The organism is Serratia sp. CY76391 (genome assembly GCF_052166695.1).
Classification (GTDB): Bacteria; Pseudomonadota; Gammaproteobacteria; order Enterobacterales; family Enterobacteriaceae; genus Serratia; species Serratia nematodiphila.
Map to the genome: position 1 here is coordinate 107,853 of NZ_JBJNOJ010000009.1, position 25,611 is coordinate 133,463.

Genomic DNA, 25,611 nt, shown 5'->3' on the forward strand with positions numbered 1-25,611 from the left:
AAGGTACCTTAAAAATGATTTTTGCAAAACCGTTTGATTGCCAAAACACGGGCTGAGTTCAGTTTACTTTCAACGCCAGTGATTCGACACAGAGTATAGCTTTAGATTCAAACTCTTTAGATTTAAAACTTCGGGCAAGTTCTATATGCAGTGTGGTTAAACTTAACACGCTTCTTGGCAGGCGTCTAGCGGTGAATTGAACATCACCGCCAGGCGCCTGATACTGGGCTTCCCGCCCGATTACAGATTCGCGTTCAGGAAATCTTTGAGCTGACCTTTGGACAACGCGCCAACCTTGGTCGCGGCCACTTCACCGTTCTTGAACAGCAACAGCGTAGGGATGCCACGGATACCGTACTTAGGCGCGGTAGCCGGGTTCTGATCGATATTCAGCTTGGTGATGGTCAGTTTGCCTTCGAACTCTTCGGCAATCTCATCCAGAATCGGAGCAATCATCTTGCACGGCCCACACCATTCAGCCCAGAAATCGACCAGGATCGGCCCTTCCGCTTTCAGCACGTCAGCTTCGAAGCTGCTGTCAGTCAGGTGAATAATTTTATCGCTCATGTTCTACTCCACAGGATTATGTCTACCTTGTTGGTGTAGCATTAACCAACTCAAGGTGATTTTATTGCACCGCGTTTATTTCAACGGATGTGCTTTCGTAAAGCAATAGTTAGCTGATATTCTACCACACTATGAGCAAAACACACTTGACCGAACAGAAGTTTTCCGACTTCGCCCTGCACCCGTTAGTCCTTGAAGCCCTTGAGAAAAAAGGGTTTCACAATTGCACGCCCATCCAGGCGTTAGCATTGCCGCTCACGCTCTCCGGGCGTGACGTTGCAGGTCAGGCGCAAACCGGTACCGGAAAGACGCTGGCGTTTTTGGCGTCTACTTTTCACTATTTGCTGACTCACCCGGCGAAACAGGATCGCCAGACCAATCAGCCGCGCGCCTTGATCATGGCGCCTACGCGTGAACTGGCGGTGCAAATCCACTCCGATGCGGAAGCGCTCTCCCAGAGCACCGGCCTGAAACTGGGCCTGGCCTACGGCGGCGACGGCTACGACAAACAGCTGAAAGTGCTGGAAAGCGGCGTGGACATTCTGATTGGCACCACCGGCCGTTTAATCGATTACACCAAACAGAACTATGTCGATCTCGGCGCGATGCAGGTCGTCGTGCTGGATGAAGCCGATCGCATGTACGATCTTGGCTTTATCAAAGACATCCGTTGGCTGTTCCGCCGCATGCCCGCGGCCGATCAACGCCTGAACATGCTGTTCTCCGCTACCCTGTCCTATCGCGTACGCGAACTGGCCTTCGAGCAGATGAACAACGCCGAATATGTTGAAGTGGAACCGGAACAGAAAACCGGCCACCGCATTAAAGAAGAGCTGTTCTACCCGTCCAACGAAGAAAAAATGCGTCTGCTGCAGACGCTGATCGAAGAAGAGTGGCCGGATCGCGCCATCATCTTTGCCAACACCAAGCACCGCTGCGAAGACATCTGGGGCCATCTGGCCGCCGACGGTCACCGCGTGGGCCTGCTGACCGGTGACGTGGCGCAGAAAAAACGCCTGCGCATCCTCGACGACTTCACCAAAGGCAATCTCGATATTCTGGTCGCCACCGACGTCGCCGCGCGCGGTCTGCACATCCCTTCCGTCACGCACGTCTTCAACTACGATCTGCCTGACGACTGCGAAGACTACGTGCACCGCATCGGCCGTACCGGCCGCGCAGGCGCCAGCGGCCACTCCATCAGCCTGGCGTGTGAAGAGTATGCGCTCAACCTGCCGGCGATCGAGACCTATATCGACCACAGCATTCCGGTGAGCAAGTACAACAGCGATGCGCTGCTGACCGATTTGCCGGCGCCGAAGCGCCTGTCGCGCCCGCGCGGCGGCAACGGCCCACGTCGCAACTCCGCGCCTCGTCGCGGCGGCGCGCCGCGCAACAACCGTAAACGTTCGAGCTGATCGCCATGCTCAGTTCCAGCACGCTTTATGCTGCCATCGATCTCGGCTCCAACAGCTTCCACATGTTGGTAGTGCGCGAGGTGGCCGGCAGCATTCAGACTCTGGCGCGGATCAAGCGCAAAGTGCGCCTGGCGGCCGGGCTGGATCAGAACAATCACCTGTCGCATGAGGCCATGCAACGCGGCTGGCAGTGCCTGCGGCTGTTCTCCGAACGCCTGCAGGACATTCCACGCGAGCAGATCCGCGTCGTCGCCACCGCCACGCTGCGTCTGGCGTCCAACGCCGATGAGTTCCTGCAGGCCGCCGAGCAAATCCTCGGCTGCCCGGTACAGGTGATCAGCGGCGAAGAAGAGGCACGGCTGATCTATCACGGCGTCGCGCACACCACCGGCGGGCCGGATCGTCGGCTGGTCGTCGACATCGGCGGCGGCAGCACCGAACTGGTCACCGGCACCGGCGCACAGGCAACGCAGCTGTACAGCCTGTCGATGGGCTGCGTCACCTGGCTGGAACGCTACTTCAGCGATCGCAACCTTGGGCAAGAAAACTTCGAGCGTGCCGAACAGGCCGCGCGCGAAATGGTGCGGCCGATCGCACCGCAATTGCGCCAGCAAGGTTGGCAGATCTGCGTCGGCGCTTCCGGCACCGTGCAAGCGCTGCAGGAGATCATGGTGGCGCAGGGCATGGATGAGCGCATCACCCTGCCCAAACTGCGCCAGCTGAAACAGCGCGCCATTCAGTGCGGCAAGCTGGAAGAGCTGGAGATCGAAGGGTTGACGCTGGAGCGCGCGCTGGTGTTCCCGAGCGGCCTGTCCATCCTGTTGGCCATCTTCCAGGAGCTGGGCATCGAGAGCATGATGCTGGCCGGCGGGGCGCTGCGTGAAGGTCTGGTTTACGGCATGCTGCATCTGCCGGTGGAGCAGGATATTCGCATCCGCACCATCCGCAACCTGCAGCGCCGCTACCTGATCGACACCGAGCAGGCCGAACGCGTCAGCCAGCTCGCCGCCAACTTCTCCCAGCAGGTCGCCAACGAGTGGCAGCTGGATGCGCGATGTCGCGAGCTGTTGCACAGCGCCAGTCTGATTCACGAACTCGGCCTCAGCGTCGATTTCAAGCAGGCGCCGCAACACGCCGCCTACCTGATCCGCCACCTGGACTTACCCGGCTTTACCCCGGCGCAGAAAAAACTGCTGGCCACCCTGCTGCAAAATCAGAGCAACACCCTCGACCTGTCGCTGTTGAACCAGCAAAACGCCCTGCCGCCGCGCACTGCGCAGCGCCTGTGCCGCATTTTGCGCCTGGCGATCATCTTCGCCAGCCGCCGCCGCGACGACACGCTGCCGGCGGTGCGGTTACGCGCCAATCAGGACGATGAACTGACGGTGATCTTGCCGCCGGGCTGGCTGGAACAGCATCCGCTGCGCGCCGAGGCGCTGGAGCAGGAAAGCCACTGGCAGAGCTACGTCCACTGGACGCTGCGGTTGGAAGAACAACGTTGACATGACCAGGGCGCGAACCGCGCCCTTTCTTTTTAATTCCCGCCTTTGGCCTTGGCCAGCTGGGCGCGGATATTGGCCAGATGGCTCTGCCCCTTCTGCATCCGCTCCTGCGGGCTCACCACTTTGCGCTCGGTTTCCCACGCCAAATCGTCCTGCGGCAGCTCCAGCAGGAACCGGCTCGGCTCCGGCCGCACCAGCTCGCCGTACTGACGGCGCTCGCGGCACAGGGTGAAGATCAGCTCTTTTTGCGCGCGGGTGATCCCTACATAGGCCAGACGCCGCTCTTCATCGACATTGTCTTCGTCGATGCTGCTCTGGTGCGGCAGCAGCCCCTCCTCCATGCCCACCAGGAACACGTAGGGGAACTCCAGTCCCTTTGAGGCGTGCAGCGTCATCAGCTGCACCTGATCCAGCTCCTCTTCGCTTTCGCCGCGCTCCATCATGTCACGCAGGGTGAAACGCGTTACGACCTGGGTCAGCGTCATCGGCTCGTCCAGATCGTTGCCTTCCAGCATTTCCGTCATCCAACCGAACAGCGTGTTGACGTTTTTCATCCGCATTTCGGCGGCCTTCGGGCTGGTCGAGGTTTCAAACAGCCAGCTCTCATAATCCACGCCGCGGATCAGATCGCGCACCGCCGCCACCGGCTCACGTTCCGCCTGCTGGGCGATGCCGCCCAGCCAATGGGTGAAGCGCTGCAGCGATTCCAGCCCGCGCCCGGTCAGGTGCTGGCTCAGCCCCAGATCGAAGCTGGCATGGAACAAACTTTTGTTGCGCTGGTTGGCCCACTCGCCAAGCTTCTGCAGCGTTGCCGGGCCGATCTCGCGCTTGGGGGTATTGACGATGCGCAGAAAGGCGCTGTCGTCTTCCGGGTTGGTCAGCACGCGCAGGTAAGCCAGCAGATCCTTGATCTCGGGGCGGGAGAAGAACGAGGTGCCGCCGGAAATCTTGTACGGGATACGGTTCTGCATCAGCATCTTTTCAAACACCCGCGACTGGTGGTTGCCGCGGTACAGGATCGCATAGTCGCCGTAATTGGTCTTTTTCACGAAGTGGTGGGCGATAAGCTCCCCCACCACCCGCTCGGCTTCGTGATCCTCATTGTTGGCGGTCACCACCTTCAGCTCTTCGCCATACCCCAATTCGGAAAACAGCCGTTTTTCAAACACGTGCGGGTTATTGGCGATCAGGATATTGGCCGCCTTCAAAATGCGCTCGCTGGAACGGTAGTTTTGCTCCAGCTTGATCACCTGCAGCGCCGGGAAATCTTCCTTCAGCAGCACCAGATTCTGCGGCCGCGCGCCGCGCCAGGAGTAAATCGACTGGTCGTCGTCACCCACCACGGTAAAGCGCGCGCGGTTGCCCACCAACAGCTTCACCAGCTCGTATTGGCTGGTGTTGGTATCCTGGTACTCATCCACCAGCAGATAGCGGATGCGCTGCTGCCAGCGTTCTCGCACCTCTTCGTTGCGTTGCAGCAGCAGCGTCGGCAGCAGGATCAAGTCATCGAAGTCCAGCACATTGCACGCCCGCATATGGGCGTGGTAAAGACCGTAGCAATGGGCGAACAGTTTATCGCGCTCCGAGCGCGCCAACTCTGCCGCCCGCTGGGGATCGATCAGGTCGTTTTTCCAGTTGGAGATGGTCGAAATCAGCTGCGCCACCAGCGTTTTGTCGCTTTCCAGCCACTTTTCGGTCAGCTCTTTCAGTAGCGCCAGCTGATCCTGATCGTCGAACAGCGAGAAGTTGGACTTCATCCCCAACGCCACGTATTCCCGCTTGATGATCTCCAGCCCCAGGGTATGGAAGGTGGAAATCATCAGCCCGCGCGCCTCTTTGCGCCCCAGGGTTTGCGACACGCGCTCTTTCATCTCGCGTGCGGCCTTGTTGGTAAAGGTCACGGCGGCGATATGCCGCGCCTGATAGCCGCAGTGGTGGATCAGGTGAGCTATCTTGTTGGTGATAACGCGCGTCTTGCCGGAACCGGCGCCGGCCAACACCAGGCAGGGCCCGGTAACGAATTCGACGGCTTGTTGTTGGCTGGGGTTTAATCGCATGGTGCTGGCTTGCTCGACTGTAAAACGTGGAAGGGAATTGTAGCAGAAAGCGCCGATGAGATTTAGCGGGTATAATCAGCGCAATTTTCGCATCGACAAAGGCAATACCATGGCAAAAACGGCGTGCGCCCTGCACATTCTGGTAGACAATGAAAAGCTGGCCAACGAGCTGCTGGCCAAGCTGAAACGCGGCGTCAGCTTCGACACGCTGGCACGCAAATATTCGAGCTGCCCGTCAAAACGCAACGGCGGCTCGCTGGGCGAATTCAACAAGGGCGCGATGGTGCCGGCGTTCGATAAAGCGGTGTTCAGCATCCCGCTGCTCAAACCTTACGGCCCGGTCAAAACCCAGTTCGGTTACCACATCATCAAGGTGCTGTACCGCAACTAGGGGGCCTGCGCCCCCTGCTGCGAATTACTGCGCGCCGGCGTCCGTCGCCGGCGCAGCCACCGCGGTGTCGGCCGGTTTGGCTTCTTCCGTCACCACCGCCGGCGCCGGCATCATAATGCCGTCATAGGTTTCCTGCAGCTGCTTCATGCTCATTTCCGGCTCGCCCTTCGGCTGCATCAGCACCAGGGTCGCCTCCTGAGACAGCTGCAGCTTCAGCGCCTGATTCAGCGTCTCCAGCGTCAGGCTGGACAGGAATTCCTGGCGCAGTTTCTGATACAGCTCCGGCGCGATATCCACCACCCCGCTCTGCTGCGAACGCAGGCGCTGGCTCATCAGCACGTCGGTGTCGGTGCGGGCGTAGGTGGCGAACAGCTTGCTCAGCTGATCGTTTTTCTGCGCCAGCAGCGCATCGAATTCCTCTTTCGACAGGCCGTTGTCACGCACGTTGGCCAGCTCGCGGGCGATAAAGCCCAGGCTGCCGTTCAGATTGTTGTTCGGCGTATCCAGATGGATGGCGCACTGCCCCCGCTGGTACTGCACGCGGCAGTCAAAGCCCAGATGCAGGCTCTTCTGGTCGCTTTTTTCCAGCGTCTGCTGAAGATGCCAGAACAGCGCCTCGCGGGCGAGATCGCCACGCCAGTAACGGAGCAGGCTCTGCGAATCGCGAATCGGGTGCCACGGCGAATCCCACATGATCGACAGCGTATCCTGTTTCACCTGCTCGCTGATCAGGCTCACCGGCTGCTGCGGCAGCGGCGTCAGGGTCGGCATCGGGGCCGGGGTTTCGCGTTTGCCCTGCAGCGGCGAGAACGCCTTGTTGATCTGCTCGCCCAGGCTGCGGCTGTCGACCTTGCCGACCACGAACAGCGTCATGGCGTCCGGGGTATACCATTGCTGATAGAATTTCTTCAGCTGCTCGAGATTGACCGGCCGTTTCGCCGGCTGCGCCGGATCGTGCGCCAGCAGCGTCGAGCCTTTCAGGCGGTAACGCCACCAGGCGTCTTGGGTATTGGGCGGGAAAGTGCCGACCGGATTGATGCTGGAATTCATCACCGCGTGCACCGTATGCTCGTCGATCGCCAGTTTGCCGGTGGTGTCCGCCAGCCAGGCCAGCGCTTCTTTCAGCAGGTCGGGCCGGTTGTTCGGCAGGCTGAGGTTATACATGGTGAAATCATACGAGATGATCGCCGGCGGCAGCGGCCGCTCGTTATCCACGCTCTGTTGCCACAGGGCGCGCAGCTGCGGCGCGGTAAAGCTTTCGCTGCGCGCCAACGCCAGCCGGGGCAGCAGATGGGCGAAACCGGTCTGCTGCGAAGACTCCACCAGAGAGCCGGTATTGACGATCAGCCGCAGTTCCACGCGGTCGCTTGGCCGCTGCGGCGTATCGAGAATCTGCCATGAAAACCCGTTGGCCAGCGCCCCCTGCTGCCAGGCAGGATCGGGTTGTAGTGCTTCAGCCTGCACGCTGCTACTGGCTGCCGCCAGAAGCAGCCCACCAACTATAAGATGAATTCTGGTGCCCTGCATGTGAACCCCTACTTAATGACTATCCAATTTCTTATGCAAATGCGTGTATTCCATTCAATGGAATCATAAAAATACGCCCTGAGTTTCACAGTGGGGCGGAAAGCAGAAAGTGTACCATCGTGTTAGACCGCGCGCCTTTGCGGATGTCACTCATTAGAGTGAAAAATAATAGATTGCGGGGTTTTTAATGCAAAAAATCGTTACGAGGCAGGGGAAGAAGCTCACCGGCCGCGGCTGCGGCCGGTGATTTACCGCCGAAATCAGGCGGAAGGCAGCGTTTTGTCCGCGCCGGTGTTTTTGTTGTTCAGGGTGTCTTTCAGCTGTTTCTCATCCAGTTGATTACACCATTTGGCCACGACCACGGTCGCCACGCCATTGCCCACCAGGTTGGTCAGCGCGCGGGCTTCCGACATAAAGCGGTCGATGCCGAGGATCAGCGCCAGGCCGGCCAGCGGCAGGTGGCCTACGGCGGAGATGGTGGCGGCCAACACGATAAAGCCGCTGCCGGTCACGCCCGCCGCCCCTTTGGAGGAGAGCAGCAACACCACCAGCAGGGTAATCTGATGCATGATATCCATGTGAGTGTTGGTCGCCTGAGCGATAAACACCGCAGCCATGGTCAGGTAGATAGAGGTGCCATCCAGGTTGAAGGAGTATCCGGTCGGGATCACCAGACCCACCACCGATTTCTTGCAGCCCAACTTCTCCATTTTATCCAGCATGCGCGGCAGCGCGGATTCGGACGACGAGGTTCCCAGCACGATCAGCAGCTCTTCTTTGATGTAGTTGACGAATTTGAAGATGCTGAAGCCGTTGGCGCGGGCGATGCTGCCCAACACCACCACCACGAACAGGATGCAGGTGATATAGAAGCACACGATCAGCTGGCCGAGTTGCACCAGCGTGCCGACGCCGTATTTACCGATGGTAAACGCCATGGCGCCGAAGGCCCCCAGCGGCGCCAGGCGCATGATCATGTTGATGATGCCGAAAATCACCCGCGAGAAGCTGTCGATCACGTTGTAGATCAGCTGCCCTTTGTCGCCCAGACGATGCAGGGCGAAGCCGAACAGTACCGCGAACAGCAGCACCTGAAGAATGTTGCCGCTGGCGAACGCGCCGATCACGCTGCCGGGGATGATGTCCAGCAGGAACGGAATGATGCCCTGCTGCTGCGCCTGCTCGGCGTAGATCGCCACCGCTTTGGCATCCAGCGTGCCGGGATCGACGTTCATGCCGGCGCCCGGTTGCACCAGGTTGACGATCACCAGGCCGATAATCAGCGCAATGGTGCTGACGATTTCAAAATACAGCAGCGCGATGGCGCCGGTGCGCCCCACCGCCTTCATGCTTTCCATGCCGGCGATGCCGGTCACCACGGTGCAGAAGATCACCGGCGCGATGATCATCTTGATCAGTTTGACGAAGCCATCGCCCAGGGGTTTCATTTGGGCGCCAAGATCAGGGTAGAAGTGGCCAAGCAGGATACCCAGCGTGATCGCCGTCAGCACCTGAAAATAGAGGCTCTTAAAAATTGTTGTTTTCATATGAACATCCTATGGGGGGAAGACACGCACCAGGCGGCAGTCTAAAAATCCAGCCTGTTCATTGCTTGCGCGGAAAATAACACCCACTTAACAACATGGAAATAATTTGTTGCACCCACCGTGTGGGGTTGATGTGAATTTAAGAGCTGAAACGCGTCAGTCGGGGTGCAAAGCTGAAAATTGCGTAAGCCTTTGTTTGCACTAACGCAAAAGAGGTAGATAAAGAATGGCGATTTTCGGACGAGGAAAAGTACCGGAAAGGTATCGCGACGCTCACGGCGCCACGCGGCAAAACTCGGCTTCGAACGCTTCGCGCGGCAGCGGCCGGGCGAACAGGAATCCTTGCCCACTGCGAATGCCGTGCTGCAGCAGCCAGTCGCGCTGTTCGGCGTTTTCCACGCCTTCGGCCATCACCGGCAACGCCAGCACTTCGGAGATCGAACTGACGATGCGCACCATCGCATCGTCGCCCGGCAGCCCCTGAATGAAACTGCGGTCGATCTTAATCAAATCGATCGGCAGGGATTTCAAGCGGTTGAGGTACTCCAGGCTGGAGTAGCCCATGCCGAAGTCGTCCAGCGCGATCGACAGCCCCAGGTCGTGCAACTCGCGCAGCAGTGCCAGGGCGCGATCGAGATCGTCGATGCGTACCGTCTCGGTGATCTCCAGCAGCAGCTTGCGCGGATCGATCCGATACTGCGCCAGCAGGTTTTTCAAATGCGGGACGAACGCTTCATCCTGCATTTGAATACCGGAAACGTTAACCGCCAGCGGTAGCGCAATGCCGCGTTGCTGCCAGTCCGCCAGGATACGGCAAGACTCTTCCAGCACCCAGTTGCCGAGAGGCACGATCACGCCCAGCTCTTCCGCGAGCGGGATAACGTCGGCCGGCAGGGTATAGCTGCCGTCATACTGCTGCCAACGCAGCAGCGCTTCGGCGCCGATCACCTCGTTGGACTGCATGTCGATCTGCGGCTGCAGGAACAGCGTGAAATGCCGCTGCTCGATGCCGTGCAGGATCTCGCTCTCCTGCGTCAGCCGCTTCTGCGTGCGTTCCGTCAGGCTGGGTTCGAAGAACAGGATCTGATTTTTTCCTTCGCGGTGCGCGGACATCATCGCCGAGGTGGCGCTGCGCAGCAGCTGTTCCGCGCTCTCCCCCTGATTGAGGTAGTGCGCGATGCCGATGCTGGCGTTGGGCCGCAGCGCCAGACCTTCCAGCGTCAACGGCGCATTGATCTCCGCCATGATACGCCGCGCCAGCTGCATGGCGTGGAACGGCCGCTCAATGCCCTTGGCCAGAATGGCGAATTCGGTATTGCTCAGCTGTGCCAGCACACCGTTTTCGTCGATGCAGCCGCGCAGCTTCTTCGCCAGCGCCAGCAGCAGCGCTTCACGCATCGCCGGGCTCATCACGCCAGACGCTTCATGCAGCGTCTCGATGCCGATCACCAGCAGGTTAAAACGCTCAGGGCGCAGACTGGAGGCGATATGCTGTTCCAGCAACGCGTTCAGCAATGCAGGATTCGGCAGTTCGGTCACCGGGTGGCGGGTGCTCAGGCGGCTCATATCGGCATGCGCCTTGGCCAGCGTCTGTTGATTGCGGTTGTAATTGCGCACCAGCAGGCCGAGCTCGTCGTCCTGGTGCAGCGCCGGCAGCATCAGCTGGTGATAGGGCGCTTCGTCCTGCGAGATGTTCTCCAGCTCTTTGGCCATCGCGCGCAGCGGATGCACCATCAACCGGTTCATGCACCAGGTGATGGCCACCGACAGGATCAGCGCCAGCAGCAGGTAGGTCGACAGCATGGTCGACAAAATGCTGAGGATAAACTGGTACATGCGGAACGAATCGGCCTGCAGCACCAGATAGGCCAGCGGCTGCTGGTTGGCGGGCACCCGCTCCAGCGAATAGAGCGGCACGGAAATTTGGATAGGCAGCTCAAACAGCCGGGCGATCAGCGTCGGCACCGGCCGCTCCGGCGGGAAATTGGCGTGCAGCGCCTGAAACTCGTTCGGCAACACGATATCCGCCCGGCTGAGAATGCCGACCGGCAACAGCGTGTTCAGCACCCTTTTGGCTTCCGGCACGTCCATGCGCAGCACCGCTTCAGCCAGCGGCTGGCGCACGGAGTGAGCGATATTCTCCAGTTGCTGGGCGTAGTCATCCCTGCGCTGCTGCACAAAGTGGAATAACTGGATCACGATAAAAATGCAGATCGTGACCAGCGCCACGCCGGACACTGTCGCCATCTGCTTAATCGTTAACGAACGCCTGACCCGCAAACCTGCTCTCCGTGAAATCGGGCTGAAACAAAAAAGGGGGCTGACTCTCACCCGCCCCCTCGAACCGGGCTGAGTATACTCGATCATCGGCTGTTTTTATCTGGCTATGCCGCAGGCAAAACCAAGAAAATCGCGGGTTTCAGTCTTTTCCTAAAGCGAACAAACGCGACCCGGACACAGGGTAACAAAACTCCCCGGCGTCCGACACTCCGAATCTTTCCCCTTCCGGCTACTTGAAGTCGGCGTAAGGCGTCAGCGGCTGCGGCGGCAAATCGAGATCCCCTTGCCAGCCGGCCAGGGAATAACGCAGATAAATCAACGCGTGGCTCGGCGTATAGTCCTTCGCCTGTTGAATATCGATGCCGGCGCCGAGCGTCCAGTGCGAACTGAGACGGCGTTCGACGATCGCCCGCAGGGTATAACCGACGCCGCTCGAAGAGCTGCCGTCCTCGACGGCGAACTTATCGGGCAACGAATCCGGGATCAGCCCCTGCAGCGGATAGCGGCGCTGGCTGTCGGTTTTCGAATGGGACAGCGAAACCGAACCGCCCAGCTCCCACGACCAGTTCTCGGTGCGCTGACGGTAGTTGACCGGCAGCGACAGCGACAGATATTGCTGCGGGCTGTAATAGCCGCCCTGCCCCAGCGAATAGCCGCTCAAATCCTTCTGGTAGTGCCACAGCATGGTATTAAGCCCGACGCTCAGGCGGCGATTGTCTTCGTTGATCAGCTTGTAGTAGTAACCGGCCATCAACCGCTGCCGCTGGTTGTCCGCCACGTTTTTGCCGGTAATCTGGTGCGCGCTGAGATCGGCCCAGACGCCGTTCGCCTCGCCGCGATCATAGCTGGCGCTCAGGCTGACGCCGGTGGCACGCACGCCGCCCCAGGTGATGCCGGTATTCGGGTCTTTGGCGCCGCCGAACGCCAGCAGCGAGCTGGAGATCGGCCGTCGCGAAGCCGCCAGCGTCCAACCAATGTGGTTCCAGTCGCCGCTGTAGGCCAGGCCGCCGGTCCAGTCGACCACCTCAAAGCCCATCGGCGTCGTGCCGATGTCGGCGGCCCAGCGATCGTTTTTCCAGCCGGCCGCCACGCTGGTGCCGGTGGTTTTCTGGTGTTCATCGCCGCGGCACCCTTGCGTGTGGCAGGTGCCGAAGGTCTCGTAGTATTTGCCGCTGCCGTCGGTCGAAAAGCGGCCGGCATCCAGCTGCACGGTGTCGGTGCGCAAGAAGGCACGCCCGTCATACAGCGGCATGTCCACCTGCAGCATGGTGTCGTGCGCGTTGAAGTCGGAGATGCCGCCGGTGCCGCTCGAGCGCCAGTAATCGTGATCGAGGGTGACGTTCACGTCTTGCTGTCGATACAGGTCCGCGGCGTCGGAGCGGATGCCGCGTTTCAGCCAGTCGTCGCTCGGATTATTGCGCGTCAAATAGGTGTAGCTGTCATTATCCTGCGGCAGCGTCGGCGTGATGCCGCTGGCCACCATCGCCTGGCGGTAATCCTGCTGCGCCCGCTCAGGCTGTTGCTGAGCCCGCTCCAGCCGGGCGGCGTCACGGTAAACCAGCGCCTTGGTCTGTCCGACGGGCTCCGAAACAGCCGCCGTTTTCAGTCGGTCGAAGATAGCTTCGGCCTGCTGCGGATCGCCGACCGCCCCCCAGGCGTTGGCGACTCGCCGCTGGCTGTTGAGCGAAGCGTCTTGTGGCTGCGGTTCGGTTTTAAGCCGTTGACGCGCCGCGTCCAGATCCCCCTGCGCCACATAGGCTTCGATCTCGCCCAGCTGCGCATCCGGGTTATTCGGCTCACGCCGTTTCACCCGCTGATAGTCGTCCAGCGCCGCCGCATACTCCCCGCGCGCCAGTGCCCAGTCGGCCAGCAGCAAATCGATGCGCGTGTCCGCCGGCTGCCGGCGCAGATAGGCTTCCGCCGCCGGTTCGTCACCGGCCGCCCGCAGCCGTTCGGCATGCTCGATTACCGCCTGCATTTTCAGCCGCTGCGCCAGCTCGCGCATGTTGTCGTTCCACTGTGCCGCAGGCAGCGTATTGAGTTGTGCCAGCGCCTGCCTGTCGCGATCGCTGCCGGAAAGATAGAGCGCATAGGCGTAGGTCAGCTGCGGATTGGCATGTTGGCGCTGCGCCAGCTGCCGGAACAGAGCGTCTGCCTGCTGCGGCTGCCCGGCCTGACGCAGCGCCTGCGCATAGCGATAGGTCAGCCAGACGTCGTCGGGATCCATCGGCTGAGCGCGGCGATAGATTTCCGCCGCCTGCTGCCACTGCTGCTGTGCCGCCAGCGTCTCCGCCTGCTGCTTCAACATATCGAGCCGCAGTCCGTCGAGGGTGCTGCGCAGCTTGGCCTGTTGGCTGCGCGGCAGGCCGTTGAGGTAGGCCAGCGCTTTTTCCGGCGACTGGCGCTGATAGAGATTCACCAGGCCGCGCAGCGCGCTGCCGTTGCCGGGATCGCGTCGCAACGCCTGCTGATAAAACCCTTCCGCCGCGGCGTCATCCTTGCTCGCCACCGCCACATCGCCCAGGCCGATAAACGCATCGCCGTCGCCGTCGTCGAGCTGGCGCGCCTGCTGATATTTCTGCCGGGCCAGCGAGAGATTGCCGGCCTTCAGCGCCTTGTCGCCCTCGTCGATCGCCAGCCAGTAGCCGGTGCTCTTGATCAGGCTCTGCCACTTGCCGCTGTCGTAGCCGTTCTTGTCGGCCGCCAGCGCCTGGCGAAACAGCTTCAGCGCCTGTGGGCGATTGCCGGCGCGCGAATAGGCCTGGCCGAGCGCCCCCAGCACCTCGGCGTCGTTCGGCGTCGCCGCCAGCGCCTTTTGCAATTCCGGAATAGCCGCCCGGCTGCCGCCTTTATCCACCTGCGCCAGGCCGCGCACCCGCGCCTGATAGGCCGGATCGGCCAGCAGCTTCTGCTGTCTGGCCAGCTCTTCGCGGGCGCTGGTCGCCTGATCGCCGGTGTCGAACACGCCGAGGAAGCGGTTGAGCGCCGCCACGCTCTGCGCGCTGACCGGCATCGCTTTGACCTTGTCCAGCCACAGATCGGCGGCATCGCCGCGCCCGGCCGGATCGGCAGCGATCTTCTGCAGCAGTTCATAAGCCTGCGCGTCCTGATTCTGACTGAACAGCATACGCGCCAGCGACATGCGCAGCGCCACATTGCCTGAATATTGCTGATCCAGCGCCTGCAGCTGCTTTAACGCCTTCGCCTCCTGCCCCGGCAAACGCGCCACCAGCCGCCAGTATTCCACCGCCAGATCGAGCGTCGGCGGCTCGCCGTGAAACAGCGCATCGTACTGCGCCTTGGCTTCCGGCAACCGGCCGGCGGTCGCCATCAGGCGCGCCTGCTGCAGCTTTTGCCGGGTTTCCGGCTGGGTCAGCAGCATGTTCATTTGCGCCTGGCGATAGGCGCTGGACTGCGGCGCGAGGGTTTTCAGCTTGTCCAGCTGCTGCTGCGCCAGCGCCATGTTGCCCTGCCGCAGCGCCAAACGCATGCGCGCGGCGATCACGTCCGGGTTGTTCGGATCCATCAGCTCGAGCCGGTACAGCGACTGGCGCACCAGATCGTCCTTGTTGCCGGCCTCGCCAATGCGCACCTGTTCCAGCAGCCACTGTTCCGGGGCCACGGCCTCCGCAGCGCGCGCCTGCGGCAGCATCGCCAGGCTCAGCGGAATCAAATTCAGCCAGTTTATTTTGAAGTTGTGCATTGGCCGTCCCACGAGGGTTGCAATTCACCCTGACGATTAAAGCGATAACGTTGTTGATCCCACCCCTGACCGAACAGCGTCAGCGAAGCGCTGAAATAGGCGTCGTCACCCGGCGGGTGCTCGCTGATGCGCTGCCGCTGCACCGCCAGCGCTTCAGCCTGCGTCGCCAGCATCGGCAGCACAGAAGCGGAGAAACCGACCGGGCCGTCGCCGGTGGTTTTGCCGCTGGCGGTATCGGTTTTCTCCGGCGGCACGCCCTGTTTGGCGGTGAGCTGCGCCATCGGCTGGAAGCGTGCGAGCAGCGCCGCCTTGTGCTCATCGTCGTCCGCCAGCATGCCGGCCCACAGATAAACCCGAATGGCGTCGTAGCTGCCGACGTTCGGCTTGACGGTGTCCGGCTGCCAACCGGCGCCGACCCGCCACACCACCCAATCCGGTGAGAAACCGTGCGGCGCGGTGTCCAGCCACAGCCGTTGATTGACCTCGCGCATCGCGCGCCATGGGCCGTTCAGCGCCGCAAAACGCGCCAACAGCTGCGGCGGCAGGTAGCTGGGATTCAGCCGCCAGCGATCTTCCGCCACGAACCCGACTTTGCCCGGCAGCAGCATCAGGCCCAGGCCGGGAATGTCGGCCACTTCCTCGCGGCCGATGCGTTGCAGCAGCAGCGTCCCCAGGGTTTGATAACGCCGGCTTTTCCACAGGCGGCCGGCTTCGAGCAGGTTGTAGGCGATCCACAGATCGGCGTCCGACGCCGAGTTGGCGTCCAGCACCTTCCACTGCTTATCGTCGCTCTCGCCCCACAGCCAGGCGGGCAAACGGGCGCTGAGATCGCCCGCCGCCAGATTGTTCTCCGTCCAGGTCAACAGCTGGTCGAAGGCCGGCCGGTCGTTGGCCACCAGGGCGAAGAACAGGCCGTAACTCTGGCCCTCCGACGTGGTGATTTTGTTCGGGCTGCTCGGATCGATCACCCGCCCCTGCGGGCTGATGTAGAACTGCTTGTACTGTTGCCAGCCCGGCCATTCGCAGGCCGCCGCCGCGCTGAAAGCGCACAACAGCAGCATGCCGAGCGACAGGCGTTGCAGTATCGCGTTCACCGCCGTCAATCCCGATCTTCAGGCGCCAGACGCCGCCGGCTGAAGGCCTTCAGGCCACGCCACAGCATCAGCCCCAGGATCACCACCAGCACCACCGCGAGCACCGCCAACAGAACAGGGTGGGTGGAGAGGGCATACCACAGCCGCTCCCACCACGGCAGGTGGCCGACATAGTAAACATCGCCGACGCGCAAGCTGTTGACCCCCGATTCGCGGATCACCGCCACCGAGCCGAACACCGCGGCGCGTTTGCCGCTGTCCAGCAGGGCATTGTTCAGCAACTCATAGCCGCGCGGGCTGTCCGCCAGCAGCGCCACGATGCTGCGCTGATCGTTGAACGGCGATTGCACGCCGATGATCGCCGACATTGCGCCCTCGGAGCTGACGGTGGTCTTGCTGTCCGGCTTGGCGTCCTCCGCCAGCAATTCCGCGCTCGGCAACGGCGGTTGGCGCGTCGGCTGCTTCACCCAGCTTTGAGTGGCGTCCACCAGCAGGCTGATTTTCTTGTCGTCGCGCAACGCCGGTGGAATGGTGCCGATCATCAGGATATCGTCGTCACGATCCTTGGCCTGCGACCAGTCGTCGCTCAGCGTAAAGGCCAGCGCCGGGTAGCCGGTTTGCGCGCCGATCACGCCGAGCGCGTTCAGCAGCGCGCTGACCTGCGCCGGCTGCGGTTTCTGGTTCACCAACACCAGCGTTTGCGACAGATCCGCCAGGCGGCTGAACGGGAAGCCGGCGTTGGCGAAGGCGCGCAAATCCGGCATCGCCATAAAGTGGCGATAGCCGGAGAAATCGATGGTGGACGCGCCGTCGATCACCGCGTGGTTTTGTGTGAAGGAGTAGGTTTCGCAGCGCCCTTCCGCGCCGCTGGCCAGCAGCGTGGTGTAGTCAAAGTCAAAGCGCAGCTGGTTGGTGGCGCCCAGCCGCAACGCCGGGATGCTGACGTTCCTGTCGGAGTCGAGCAGCCCCTGCGTCAGCGGCAGGCGCAGCAGCTGCGCGCCCTGCTCGTGTTCCGGCACCAGCGAGTAAGCCTGCACGAACTGGTTGTTCAGGCTGACGCTCAGCCGCGAACCGTCCTGAATGCGCGGCGCGGTATAACGGTATTTCAGGTGCATGTCGATGCCGGTGCTGCGGATCAGGAACAGATCCGGCGGCAGGTTCATGGTCAGCGAAATCGGGCCGGGTTCGATGCCGCTGGTTTGCAGCTGTTCGGCATATTGCTGCAGCTCGGCGAAGGTCATCGGCCGATCGGTGCGCACCCAGTTCGGCGCGTCGTAAGGCTGGCGCGCCGCGAGCTGTTCCACCTTGTCCACCGTCACGTTCTGGCCGCGGAACAGGATGTTACCCTGCGCGATACCCTTCACCGCAGTGATCAAATCGTTGTCGTCACGCCCCTGAATCAACAGCAGTTTGACGTACGGATTGTCGGGGTGGCTGATCATCTCCACCGTCGGGCCGTTGACCGCCGGATAATCGCGCAGGAAATCCGGGCGCTGCGAGTTGGTGGCGAACACCACCGCGTGCTGCGCCGGCAGCGCATTGTACAGCGTCGGGAAGGATTGCCCGCGCCACTGCGCCTTGCTGCCGAACCAGGAGGCCAGAATGCCCGCCGCGCGCTGCTGGGCGAGATCTGGCTGGCCGGCGAATACCATCGGCAGCGTCAGCGGCCGATTGTCGCGGCTGTCGAAGAACGGCTCAGGGAAGTGCGACAGCTCGTTTTTCACCGGCAGCGTCTGGAAACGCAGCTTCAGCGCGCTGGACTTGCTGACGTCGAGCCACAGCGAAGTGCTGGCCGGGTTTTCGCAGATGTTCTGATAATGGCCGACAAACACCAGCCGGACGCGGTTAAAATCGGTGATATAGCGCGGATCGATCGCCATCTGGATGCGATTGGGCTTGCCCAGCTGCTCCTTGGCGATCGTGGTTACGCCCATCAGCTCGTCGTTCAGGTAGACCTTGACGTGCGACTCGACCGGGATCAGCGCCGGCGACGGCGTAAATTCCAGGTCGAGCATCGCCTGCGAGACCACCTCATCGCTGCGCACGCCGAATTCGATCTGCCCGTCCGGCCGGGTGCCGCGCAGAACAAAGGTGCCCGGCGGCGGCGCTATCTGCGCGAACGGCAGCGACACGTCGCGCACCGGCGCATTCGGATCCTGCGGCGCGGTCGCCGTATCGGCCGCCGCGGCGATCGGCGGCTGGGCCGCCACGGTCGGCGCGGTGGCGGTTTCGGCCTGCGACAGGGTACTGATGCCTAAGGCCAGAGCAGTTAACCAGGTTATTTTTCGCGTCATCGTATCATCATCAATGTTGGAGCCTGTTCACCGGGCGAGTGAGCGGGCGGTTGAACTCGCAGCTAACCCACTGTTTCTTGTTGACCCAAGATCGGATCCCTGCCGACGCCGCGCGGAATAAACGACACGACCCAGGCGGTCAGCGAAGTGACCCCGACCAGCAGGCCGCGCACCAGCGGCGGCGCGTAGTCCGCCATGCGCACATAGCCGCGGAAGCCCAACGCCAGCACGTCGCGCAGGCTTTCGATCGGCCGGTCTTCAGGGAACCCGTCCTGCCACAGCGCCCAGGTATCGGCGCGGGCGAAGGTGCACTGAATGAAATCGATGTGTTCACGGGTGGAGAGACTGACCAGACGCACCCCCACCTTGTTGCCGAAGGCGCGCGTCACCACACAGGGAAAGCTGTACTCCTGCTGGCCGCGCTTGAGCAACAGCGAGGCCTTGTCGCCGTCTTTCAACGCGTTTTCCACTCGCATCTCAATGCCCACGCCGCCGTCGGAGTAATCGCGCAGCGTGCAGGGGTAGAGGTGGCCATCGGCACGCGCGATCGCCGCCGGCATGGCGATCTCCACGCGGTGCGCCTGGCGCACCTGCTTGGCCTCCACCGCCACCGCCACCGCGCCGCCGAGAATGGTCATGTTGTACAGCACCCACACCAGGCTGATGATCACCGTCATCACCTCGTCCGTCGGGCCATAGGCCAGCCGCCAGGCGCCGAACGCCAGCCCAGCCAGGTTAAGCACCACCAGGAACATGTAAGGCCGGGTGATCACCCAGTCGACGTGCTCCTCCTCCACCAGCCCGCCCTTGGCGGTCACGTTGAATTTGCCCTTGTGCGGATTGAACAGCGCCACCGTTGTCGGCCGCGCGATATACCAGGCCAGCACCGTTTCATAGATTTCGCTCCAGAACGAATGGCGGTATTTCCCCTGGATGCGCGAGTTGGTCAGGCTGGCGTGGATCATGTGCGGCAGCACATAAAGCGCGATCGCCAGCGCCGGTGCGAAGATGATGTAGGCATGCAGCAGTAAAAACGCCAGCGGCGCGGTGAGGAAGATCAGCCGCGGAATGCCCGACAGGAAGTGCAGCATGGCGTTGGCGTAGCACAGACGCTGCGCTAGTTTCAGCCCTTTGCCCAGCAGCGGGTTGTCGAGCCGGAAGATCTGCACCATGCCGCGCGCCCAGCGAATGCGCTGACCGATGTGCGCCGACAGGCTTTCGGTCGCCAGCCCGGCGGCCTGCGGAATGCGGATATAGGCCGAGGTGTGCCCGCGCCGGTGCAAACGCAGCGAGGTATGGGCGTCTTCGGTGACGGTTTCCACCGCGATGCCGCCGATTTCGTCCAGCGCGCTGCGGCGCAGAATGGCGCAAGAACCGCAGAAGAAGGTGGCGTCCCACATGTCGTTGCCGTCCTGCACCAGCCCGTAGAACAAAGTGCCCTCGTTGGGCGTCTGACGGAAGCGGCCAAGGTTGCGCTCGAACGGATCCGGCGAGAAGAAGTGGTGCGGGGTCTGCAGCATCGCCAGCTTTTTGTCTTTGAAGAACCAGCCCATGGTCAGCTGCAGGAAGGAGCGCGTCGGCACGTGGTCGCAGTCGAAAATCGCCACGAACTCGCCGGTGGCCTGCTTCAGCGCATTGTTGATGTTGCCGGCCTTGGCGTGTTCGTGGGTCGGCCTGGCGATGTATTTCACCCCCACTTCGGCGGCGAACGCCCGGAATTCGGGGCGATTGCCGTCGTCGAGGATATAGATGTTCACTTTCTCTTTCGGCCAGTCGATGCCCAACGCCGCATAGAGGGTGGGCTTCACCACCCCGAGATCTTCGTTGTAGGTCGGCACCATCAGATCGATGGTCGGCCAGGTGGCGCTGTCTTCGGGCAACGGCACCGGCTGGCGGTTAAGCGGCCAGATGGTCTGGAAATAGCCCAGCACCAGCACCACCCAGGCGTAGGTTTCCGCCACCAGCAGCAACAGGCCGCACACCAGGCTGAGCGGATCGTCCCAGTTCAGCGTGGCGGTATAACGCCACCACAGGTAACGACAGGACACGGTCAGCGACAGCACGATCAGCATCAGCGCAGGCAAACGCCCCGGCACCCGGCGCACCACCATCGCGATCCCCCACAGCAGCACGACGAACACGAACTGCGCCGACAGATCGAACGGCTGTGAAATGCACAGTATGGCGAGGATCGCCGCCAGCACGCCGACCAGAATAAACAGCGCGCGTCGCATGCCGCGGTTCATGCGGCCGAGGCGCTCTACCGAACGCTGTTCCACGCCGGCGTTTTTCAGCCGTTGCGGCAGGCTCTGCAGCCAGTCGGCATAGCGCTGCTGCAGCCGCCGCCACCCGGCGAAATAGTCGCGCGGCACCGGCGCGCGACCGCTGCGAAACAGCAGCAGCCACAGGCCCTGCAGCAGATAGCGCAGCGCATCCGCCGGGCGCGGGCGTTCGGCGGACAGATGCGGGAACCAGTAAGCGCGGCCGACGCGCACGCGCTGCCAGGCCGGTGACTCGAAGCGCAGCAGCATCCACCCCAGCGCCACCAGCAGCGTGGCGAAAAAGGCGGTCAGCGCCGACGCGCCGTTACGGCGATAGCCGCGGTAGCGCGCCTGTACCGCCTGACGCACCGGCGGTACCAGCAGCAGGCTCAGCACCCGGCTCATGGCGCAACGCCCCGTTTGAGGTTGATCAGGCACCAGTTGGCCAGCGTCAGCACTTCATCCGCCGCCAGGCTCTCGGGGCGATACTCGCCCAACGGCTGTTTGACCGCCAGCGCTTCCGCCAACGCTTCGTCGCGGTGGATCACCACCGGCAGCAGGCCGCTCAGGGTTTGCAGCCACAGCTGATGCAGATCCTGCTGCAACTGGCTGGCGGAGGAGTAGTGATTGACCAGGAAACGGCAGTCATTCGGCAGCGTCTGTTGATGGAGCCGCACCTGACAGTTGGCATCGGGGTTCAACAGCACGAACACGCTGTCGGCAAGCTGCAGCGCCTGCTGCGCCAGCACGCCGTCCCCGACCGGGACATCCAGCAGGATCCAGCGCTGCGGATCGCCGGCGATCAGTTGGCGCAGGTTGTCGCGCCAGCGTTCCGGCTGTTGCCGACACTGGCGCTGCACTTCCAGCCGTTCCGCCCCATTCAGGCGGCCAAAAGGCAGAAAGTCGAGGTTTTCACAATAGCGCAGCGCGCCTTCCTGCCAAACGCCGCCATCCCGCTCCGCGCGGGCCCAGCCGCGCGCCAGCTCGAACGGGGTGTTGAAATGCAAGCGCAGCAGATTATCCGGCGTGAAGTCGATCGCCAGCACCGACTCGCCCAGCTGCTGCAACGCCCAGGCGAGCGCCGCCGTGACCGAGGTCGTCCCCATTCCACCCCGCAACCCTTGCAGCGCGAGCACCGGCATAGATCAGTGGCTCCCCGTGGTCTGCGCCAATTCGGCCAACAGTGGCCAGCGCGTCATCATTTGCGTTAACCGCTCCTGCCGCGAAATATCGACATAGCGTAATTTCGGCAATGAAAAAGCCTGGCTGAGCGCCTGCAGGTCATCCTGGCTCTCCCCAGGCGCCGCTGCACGAAAATGGGTGGGTGCGTTATTCATTCTTCCGCCTTGGCGAAAATAGGCTATGTTAATTAACTATAGCAACGATAAAAAAAGAGAGAGGCAATAAGATGATTCTCAACAAATATTGTTGAAGAGCGTCGGAGATTTGTTATTGCCAGCGTAAAAATGGCTATCTTTAAATATAAACGCCTTTAGTCGGCTTTCAACGAAAGTAGAACACATCCTATGGCGCACTCTTTTTCTCTAGGCATTCGGCAGATTTGGGAAGAGCTGTCGGTGATGCAGGCCCCCGGGCTTTATTGGATCAATATCGACAGGCAAAGCGACGCCGCGCTGCTGTGTCGCCAGGTCATCGCCGCTCAACCGGCCACCCACAAAGCCGCCCTGATCTGCAGCGGAGACAAACCCGAGCGCCTGCTGGCCGAGCTGGCTGCGCCCGCGTTGCAGAAGCTGCCGCTGTATCAATTACCGGAGAAAAAAGCCGCGCTGACACAGTTGAACGACGATCTGATGCGCGCCCTGCGGCCGCAAAATCGCTTACTTATCCTGCTGGCCCACGCCAGCCTGTGGCAAACCTTCACCACCGAAGAGCTGCGCGAGTGGACGCGCACCCTCGCTGCCTGGCTGCGGCGGCAGGGCTGTACGCTGTTGATCCTCAGCCACGGCGGCGGCATCAATAAGCTCAAAGGGCAGCTCAGCGCACAGCACCGCATCCTGAACGGCCTGTCCAGCCTGCAATGGCAGCAGGACAGCGCGCAATACCTGGTGAACTGGTGGAGCACCGAAAACGGCATCAACGCCAACCAGCTGCTGACCTTGTATGCGGCGGAAGGCGGCTGGCAGGGCGAGGATGAAAATAGCCAACCCTCCCCCACCGCCTTACGCAGCGACGAAAGCCAGTATCTGGCCGAGCGCAGCATCCTGGAAGGCGCGCCGCCGCTGTCCGCCAACTGGCAACTGCTGGAGAGCAACGACGAACTGGCGCAGCACGGCATGCTGAGACTCTCGGCGACGTTGATTTTCGCGTTGTATCAAAGCGACCAAATCGATCATCTGGCGCACCAGATCCACACCCTGCGCCGCAGCCGCGGCAACGGCCTGAAAATCGCGGTGCGCGAGATGAGCGCCAGCCTGCGCTACAGCGACGAACGGCTGCTGCTGGCCTGCGGCGCCAACCTGATCGTGCCGCACGTCGCGCCGCTGTCGCGTTTTCTGACCATGCTCGAGGGCATCCAGGGGCAGCGCTTCTCACGGCATGTGCCCGCCGACATCGATGCGCTGCTGGCCGGGCTGCGTCCGCTGCAGCTCAAAGGCTACATGCGGCCGGAAGCGTTCAGCCAAGCGGTGCTTTCGCTGATGGGCAACACGCTGCTGCCCGAGGACGGCAAAGGCGTGATGGTGGCGCTGCGCCCGGCCACCGGTCTGCGCGCCGAACAGGCGATGACCCTGTGCCACCTGCGGCGGTTCGGCGACGTGATGACCGTGGTGCAGGGGCGGCTGGTGCTGTTCCTTTCCACCTGCCGCATCAACGATCTGGATACCGCGCTGAAGTTCATCTTCCGCCTGCCGGTGGATGAAGCCTTCAGCAACCGGGTGGTGTGGCACCAGGACGTCGATATCATTTCGGAAATCAAACGCATGGCCCAGGGGCGCTGGCAGATTTCGGCCACCGGCACCACCGGTGCCGCGCCGCGCTCCCGCGTGGCAGCGGCCGAGGTGCCCGCGGAACGGCGGCAGCCGGTCGCCTTCACGCTGCCGCTTGGCCCGCAGGAGGAACCGCATGCTGAACCTTAACGACATCGTGCAACTGATCCTGCTGTGCGCGCTGATCTTCATTCCGCTGGGCTACGCCTTTCACCGGCGTTTTCCGCATTTGCGTCAATACTGGCAAAACCTGTTGTTATCGCCGCGCTATTTGAAATCCGCCGGTTTATGGGTGCGCACAGGCTCCTCATCTCAGATTAAACGTAAGAAGCAGCCATGAATCCAAACTCGAAGACGCAATCTGATAACGCTCTGTGGCGCTACTGGCGCGGGCTGGGCGGCTGGAACCTCTACTTTCTGGCCAAATTCGCCCTGCTGTGGTTCGGCTACCTGAATTTCCACGCGCTGCCGAACCTGGTGTTCATGGCGTTTCTGCTGATGCCGATCCCTTCGCAACGCCTGCATCGCTGGCGCCATTACCTCGCTATCCCGATCGGCATCGCGCTGTTCTACCACGACACCTGGCTGCCGGGCATCAACAGCATCCTCAGCCAGGGCTCGCAGTTGGCCGGCTTCAGCGCCCAGTATCTGCTGGAGCTGATCAACCGCTTTATCAACTGGCAGATGATCGGCGCGGCCTTCGTGCTGTTTATCGCCTACCTGTTTGTCGCACAGTGGGTGCGCGTCACGGTGTTCACCGTGGCGGCGCTGGCGTGGCTCAATATCGTCAACATCGCCGGGCCGGCGGTTTCACTGCTGCCCGCCACTTCCACGGCTGCCGCCGGCGGCGCCAATCCCCCAGCCACATCAGCGCCGGCGGCGGGGGACGCTGCGCCGGCAGACAGCCTGCCGCCGACCAGCGCCAACCTGACGGCCTACCTGAACCAGTTCTACGAGCGGGAAAAAGGCCGCGCCACCGCGTTCCCGGCCACTTTGCCCGCCGACGCCCAACCGTTCGATCTGCTGGTGATCAACATCTGTTCGCTGGCCTGGGCCGATATGGAGGCGGTCAACCTGCAGAATCATCCGCTGTGGTCGAAGATGGACATCATGTTCGACAGCTTCAACTCGGCCACTGCCTACAGCGGCCCGGCCTCGATACGGTTGCTGCGCGCCAGCTGCGGCCAACTTTCGCATCATGATTTGTACCAGCCGGTGAACCAGCAGTGTTACCTGTTCGACAACCTGGCGAAGCTCGGCTTCAAGCAACAGCTGATGCTCGATCACTCCGGAGTGTTCGGCAACTACCTGAAAGAGCTGCGTGAACAGGGCGACATGCAGGCGCCGTTAATGTCGCAGGCCGGCATCGGCAACGAGCTGACGTCGTTCGACGGTGAGCCGATTTATAACGATCTGGAATTGCTGACCCGCTGGCTGGATCAGCAGCAAAAAACCGGAGACGCCCGCACCGCCACCTTCTTCAACGTCATCCCGCTGCACGACGGCAACCGCTTCGTCGGCTCCAACAAGAGCGCCGACTATCAGCCGCGCGCGCAGAAGCTGTTCGATCAGCTGAACACCTTCCTCGATCAGCTGGAAAAATCCGGCCGCAAAGTGGTAGTGGTGATCGTGCCGGAGCACGGCGCGGCGTTGGTGGGTGACAAGATGCAAATGTCCGGCCTGCGCGATATCCCCAGCCCGAACATCACCCATACGCCGGTCGGCATCAAACTGGTGGGCATGAAGGCGCCGCATCAGGGCAGCCCGCTGCAGATCAAAACGCCGAGCAGCTATCTGGCACTGTCGGAGCTGGTATCACGTCTGGTGGACGGCAAAGTCTTCAGCGAATCCAGCGTCGACTGGCAGGCGCTGACCCAGGGGCTGCCGCAGACGCCGGTCATCTCCGAAAACGACAACGCCATCGTGATGCAATATCAGGGGAAACCTTACATTCGCCTGAACGGCGGCGACTGGGTGCCTTATCCGCAATAAGCGCGGCCTCATCACCCTAAAGCGCGCCGCCGG

The 25,611-nt window shown here is 61.9% G+C and carries 17 protein-coding genes; 6 read left to right on the top strand and 11 right to left on the bottom strand.

Features of this window, described 5'->3' with window-relative positions; genetic code table 11:
• Positions 1–240 precede the first annotated feature (240 nt).
• Positions 241–567 (bottom strand): thioredoxin TrxA, encoded by a 327-nt coding sequence (gene trxA, locus ACJ8PN_RS17675; protein ID WP_004934187.1) that lies wholly within the window; start codon positions 565–567, stop codon positions 241–243.
• Positions 568–698: 131 nt separating this feature from the next.
• Here trxA and rhlB point away from each other — a divergent pair, with 131 nt between their 5' ends.
• Both rhlB and ppx read left to right on the top strand, forming a co-directional pair.
• Positions 699–1,985 (top strand): ATP-dependent RNA helicase RhlB, encoded by a 1,287-nt coding sequence (gene rhlB / locus ACJ8PN_RS17680; RefSeq protein WP_015376249.1) that lies wholly within the window; start codon positions 699–701, stop codon positions 1,983–1,985.
• Positions 1,986–1,990: 5 nt separating this feature from the next.
• Positions 1,991–3,487, top strand: coding sequence for an exopolyphosphatase (ppx, locus tag ACJ8PN_RS17685; protein ID WP_004934179.1), 1,497 nt, complete (start codon positions 1,991–1,993; stop codon positions 3,485–3,487).
• 32 nt (positions 3,488–3,519) lie between these two features.
• Here ppx and rep read toward each other — a convergent pair whose 3' ends face one another.
• On the bottom strand, positions 3,520–5,544 hold the full coding sequence (gene rep / locus ACJ8PN_RS17690; RefSeq protein WP_004934177.1) for a DNA helicase Rep: 2,025 nt from the start codon (positions 5,542–5,544) through the stop codon (positions 3,520–3,522).
• A gap of 109 nt (positions 5,545–5,653) precedes the next feature.
• On the opposite strand from rep, the gene ppiC reads away from it, so the two are divergent.
• Positions 5,654–5,935: a peptidylprolyl isomerase PpiC gene (gene ppiC / locus ACJ8PN_RS17695; protein ID WP_004934175.1), complete on the top strand. Its 282-nt coding sequence runs from the start codon at positions 5,654–5,656 to the stop codon at positions 5,933–5,935.
• A 24-nt stretch (positions 5,936–5,959) separates the two neighbouring features.
• Here ppiC and ACJ8PN_RS17700 read toward each other — a convergent pair whose 3' ends face one another.
• The 9 genes from ACJ8PN_RS17700 to bcsR form a co-directional block, all read right to left on the bottom strand.
• Positions 5,960–7,462: a M16 family metallopeptidase gene (locus tag ACJ8PN_RS17700; protein WP_033645700.1), complete on the bottom strand. Its 1,503-nt coding sequence runs from the start codon at positions 7,460–7,462 to the stop codon at positions 5,960–5,962.
• A 260-nt stretch (positions 7,463–7,722) separates the two neighbouring features.
• Positions 7,723–9,009 carry a dicarboxylate/amino acid:cation symporter gene (locus tag ACJ8PN_RS17705; RefSeq protein ID WP_004934168.1) on the bottom strand — a complete coding sequence of 429 codons (1,287 nt, stop codon included), beginning with the start codon at positions 9,007–9,009 and terminating at the stop codon, positions 7,723–7,725.
• A 273-nt stretch (positions 9,010–9,282) separates the two neighbouring features.
• Complete coding sequence (gene hmsP, locus ACJ8PN_RS17710; RefSeq protein WP_049187652.1) at positions 9,283–11,289, bottom strand: biofilm formation regulator HmsP; 2,007 nt, start codon at positions 11,287–11,289, stop codon at positions 9,283–9,285.
• Positions 11,290–11,518: 229 nt separating this feature from the next.
• A complete protein-coding gene (bcsC, locus tag ACJ8PN_RS17715) occupies positions 11,519–14,992 on the bottom strand; it encodes a cellulose synthase complex outer membrane protein BcsC (RefSeq protein ID WP_442535126.1) in 3,474 nt (1,157 codons plus the stop codon).
• Complete coding sequence (gene bcsZ / locus ACJ8PN_RS17720; RefSeq protein ID WP_171453140.1) at positions 14,974–16,086, bottom strand: cellulose synthase complex periplasmic endoglucanase BcsZ; 1,113 nt, start codon at positions 16,084–16,086, stop codon at positions 14,974–14,976. The genes bcsC and bcsZ overlap by 19 nt, the downstream gene beginning before the upstream one ends.
• 5 nt (positions 16,087–16,091) lie before the next feature.
• Positions 16,092–18,380 carry a cellulose biosynthesis cyclic di-GMP-binding regulatory protein BcsB gene (gene bcsB, locus ACJ8PN_RS17725; protein ID WP_346596006.1) on the bottom strand — a complete coding sequence of 763 codons (2,289 nt, stop codon included), beginning with the start codon at positions 18,378–18,380 and terminating at the stop codon, positions 16,092–16,094.
• Positions 18,381–18,442: 62 nt separating this feature from the next.
• Positions 18,443–21,046: a UDP-forming cellulose synthase catalytic subunit gene (gene bcsA / locus ACJ8PN_RS17730; RefSeq protein ID WP_411261724.1), complete on the bottom strand. Its 2,604-nt coding sequence runs from the start codon at positions 21,044–21,046 to the stop codon at positions 18,443–18,445.
• Complete coding sequence (gene bcsQ, locus ACJ8PN_RS17735; RefSeq protein ID WP_049278786.1) at positions 21,043–21,783, bottom strand: cellulose biosynthesis protein BcsQ; 741 nt, start codon at positions 21,781–21,783, stop codon at positions 21,043–21,045. Before bcsQ ends, bcsA begins: the two co-directional genes overlap by 4 nt.
• Positions 21,784–21,786: 3 nt before the next feature.
• Positions 21,787–21,978, bottom strand: coding sequence for a cellulose biosynthesis protein BcsR (gene bcsR, locus ACJ8PN_RS17740; protein WP_004934148.1), 192 nt, complete (start codon positions 21,976–21,978; stop codon positions 21,787–21,789).
• Positions 21,979–22,167: 189 nt separating this feature from the next.
• On the opposite strand from bcsR, the gene bcsE reads away from it, so the two are divergent.
• Genes bcsE through bcsG form a run of 3 tightly spaced genes read left to right on the top strand, consistent with a single transcriptional unit; the run spans position 22,168 to position 25,578 of the window.
• Entirely contained in the window at positions 22,168–23,736 is a 1,569-nt protein-coding gene (gene bcsE, locus ACJ8PN_RS17745; RefSeq protein WP_351108027.1) for a cellulose biosynthesis protein BcsE, read from the top strand.
• Positions 23,723–23,926 carry a cellulose biosynthesis protein BcsF gene (bcsF, locus tag ACJ8PN_RS17750; protein ID WP_004934139.1) on the top strand — a complete coding sequence of 68 codons (204 nt, stop codon included), beginning with the start codon at positions 23,723–23,725 and terminating at the stop codon, positions 23,924–23,926. The genes bcsE and bcsF overlap by 14 nt, the downstream gene beginning before the upstream one ends.
• Entirely contained in the window at positions 23,923–25,578 is a 1,656-nt protein-coding gene (gene bcsG, locus ACJ8PN_RS17755) for a cellulose biosynthesis protein BcsG (RefSeq protein ID WP_351108030.1), read from the top strand. The genes bcsF and bcsG overlap by 4 nt, the downstream gene beginning before the upstream one ends.
• Positions 25,579–25,611: the final 33 nt, after the last annotated feature.

Coding starts and splice junctions, on each gene's coding strand:
- trxA (WP_004934187.1), bottom strand. CDS start 567: ATGAGCGATAAAATTATTCACCTGACTGACAGCAGCTTCGAAGCTGAC.
- rhlB (WP_015376249.1), top strand. CDS start 699: ATGAGCAAAACACACTTGACCGAACAGAAGTTTTCCGACTTCGCCCTG.
- ppx (WP_004934179.1), top strand. CDS start 1,991: ATGCTCAGTTCCAGCACGCTTTATGCTGCCATCGATCTCGGCTCCAAC.
- rep (WP_004934177.1), bottom strand. CDS start 5,544: ATGCGATTAAACCCCAGCCAACAACAAGCCGTCGAATTCGTTACCGGG.
- ppiC (WP_004934175.1), top strand. CDS start 5,654: ATGGCAAAAACGGCGTGCGCCCTGCACATTCTGGTAGACAATGAAAAG.
- ACJ8PN_RS17700 (WP_033645700.1), bottom strand. CDS start 7,462: ATGCAGGGCACCAGAATTCATCTTATAGTTGGTGGGCTGCTTCTGGCG.
- ACJ8PN_RS17705 (WP_004934168.1), bottom strand. CDS start 9,009: ATGAAAACAACAATTTTTAAGAGCCTCTATTTTCAGGTGCTGACGGCG.
- bcsC (WP_442535126.1), bottom strand. CDS start 14,992: ATGCACAACTTCAAAATAAACTGGCTGAATTTGATTCCGCTGAGCCTG.
- bcsB (WP_346596006.1), bottom strand. CDS start 18,380: ATGACGCGAAAAATAACCTGGTTAACTGCTCTGGCCTTAGGCATCAGT.
- bcsA (WP_411261724.1), bottom strand. CDS start 21,046: ATGAGCCGGGTGCTGAGCCTGCTGCTGGTACCGCCGGTGCGTCAGGCG.
- bcsQ (WP_049278786.1), bottom strand. CDS start 21,783: ATGCCGGTGCTCGCGCTGCAAGGGTTGCGGGGTGGAATGGGGACGACC.
- bcsR (WP_004934148.1), bottom strand. CDS start 21,978: ATGAATAACGCACCCACCCATTTTCGTGCAGCGGCGCCTGGGGAGAGC.
- bcsE (WP_351108027.1), top strand. CDS start 22,168: ATGGCGCACTCTTTTTCTCTAGGCATTCGGCAGATTTGGGAAGAGCTG.
- bcsF (WP_004934139.1), top strand. CDS start 23,723: ATGCTGAACCTTAACGACATCGTGCAACTGATCCTGCTGTGCGCGCTG.
- bcsG (WP_351108030.1), top strand. CDS start 23,923: ATGAATCCAAACTCGAAGACGCAATCTGATAACGCTCTGTGGCGCTAC.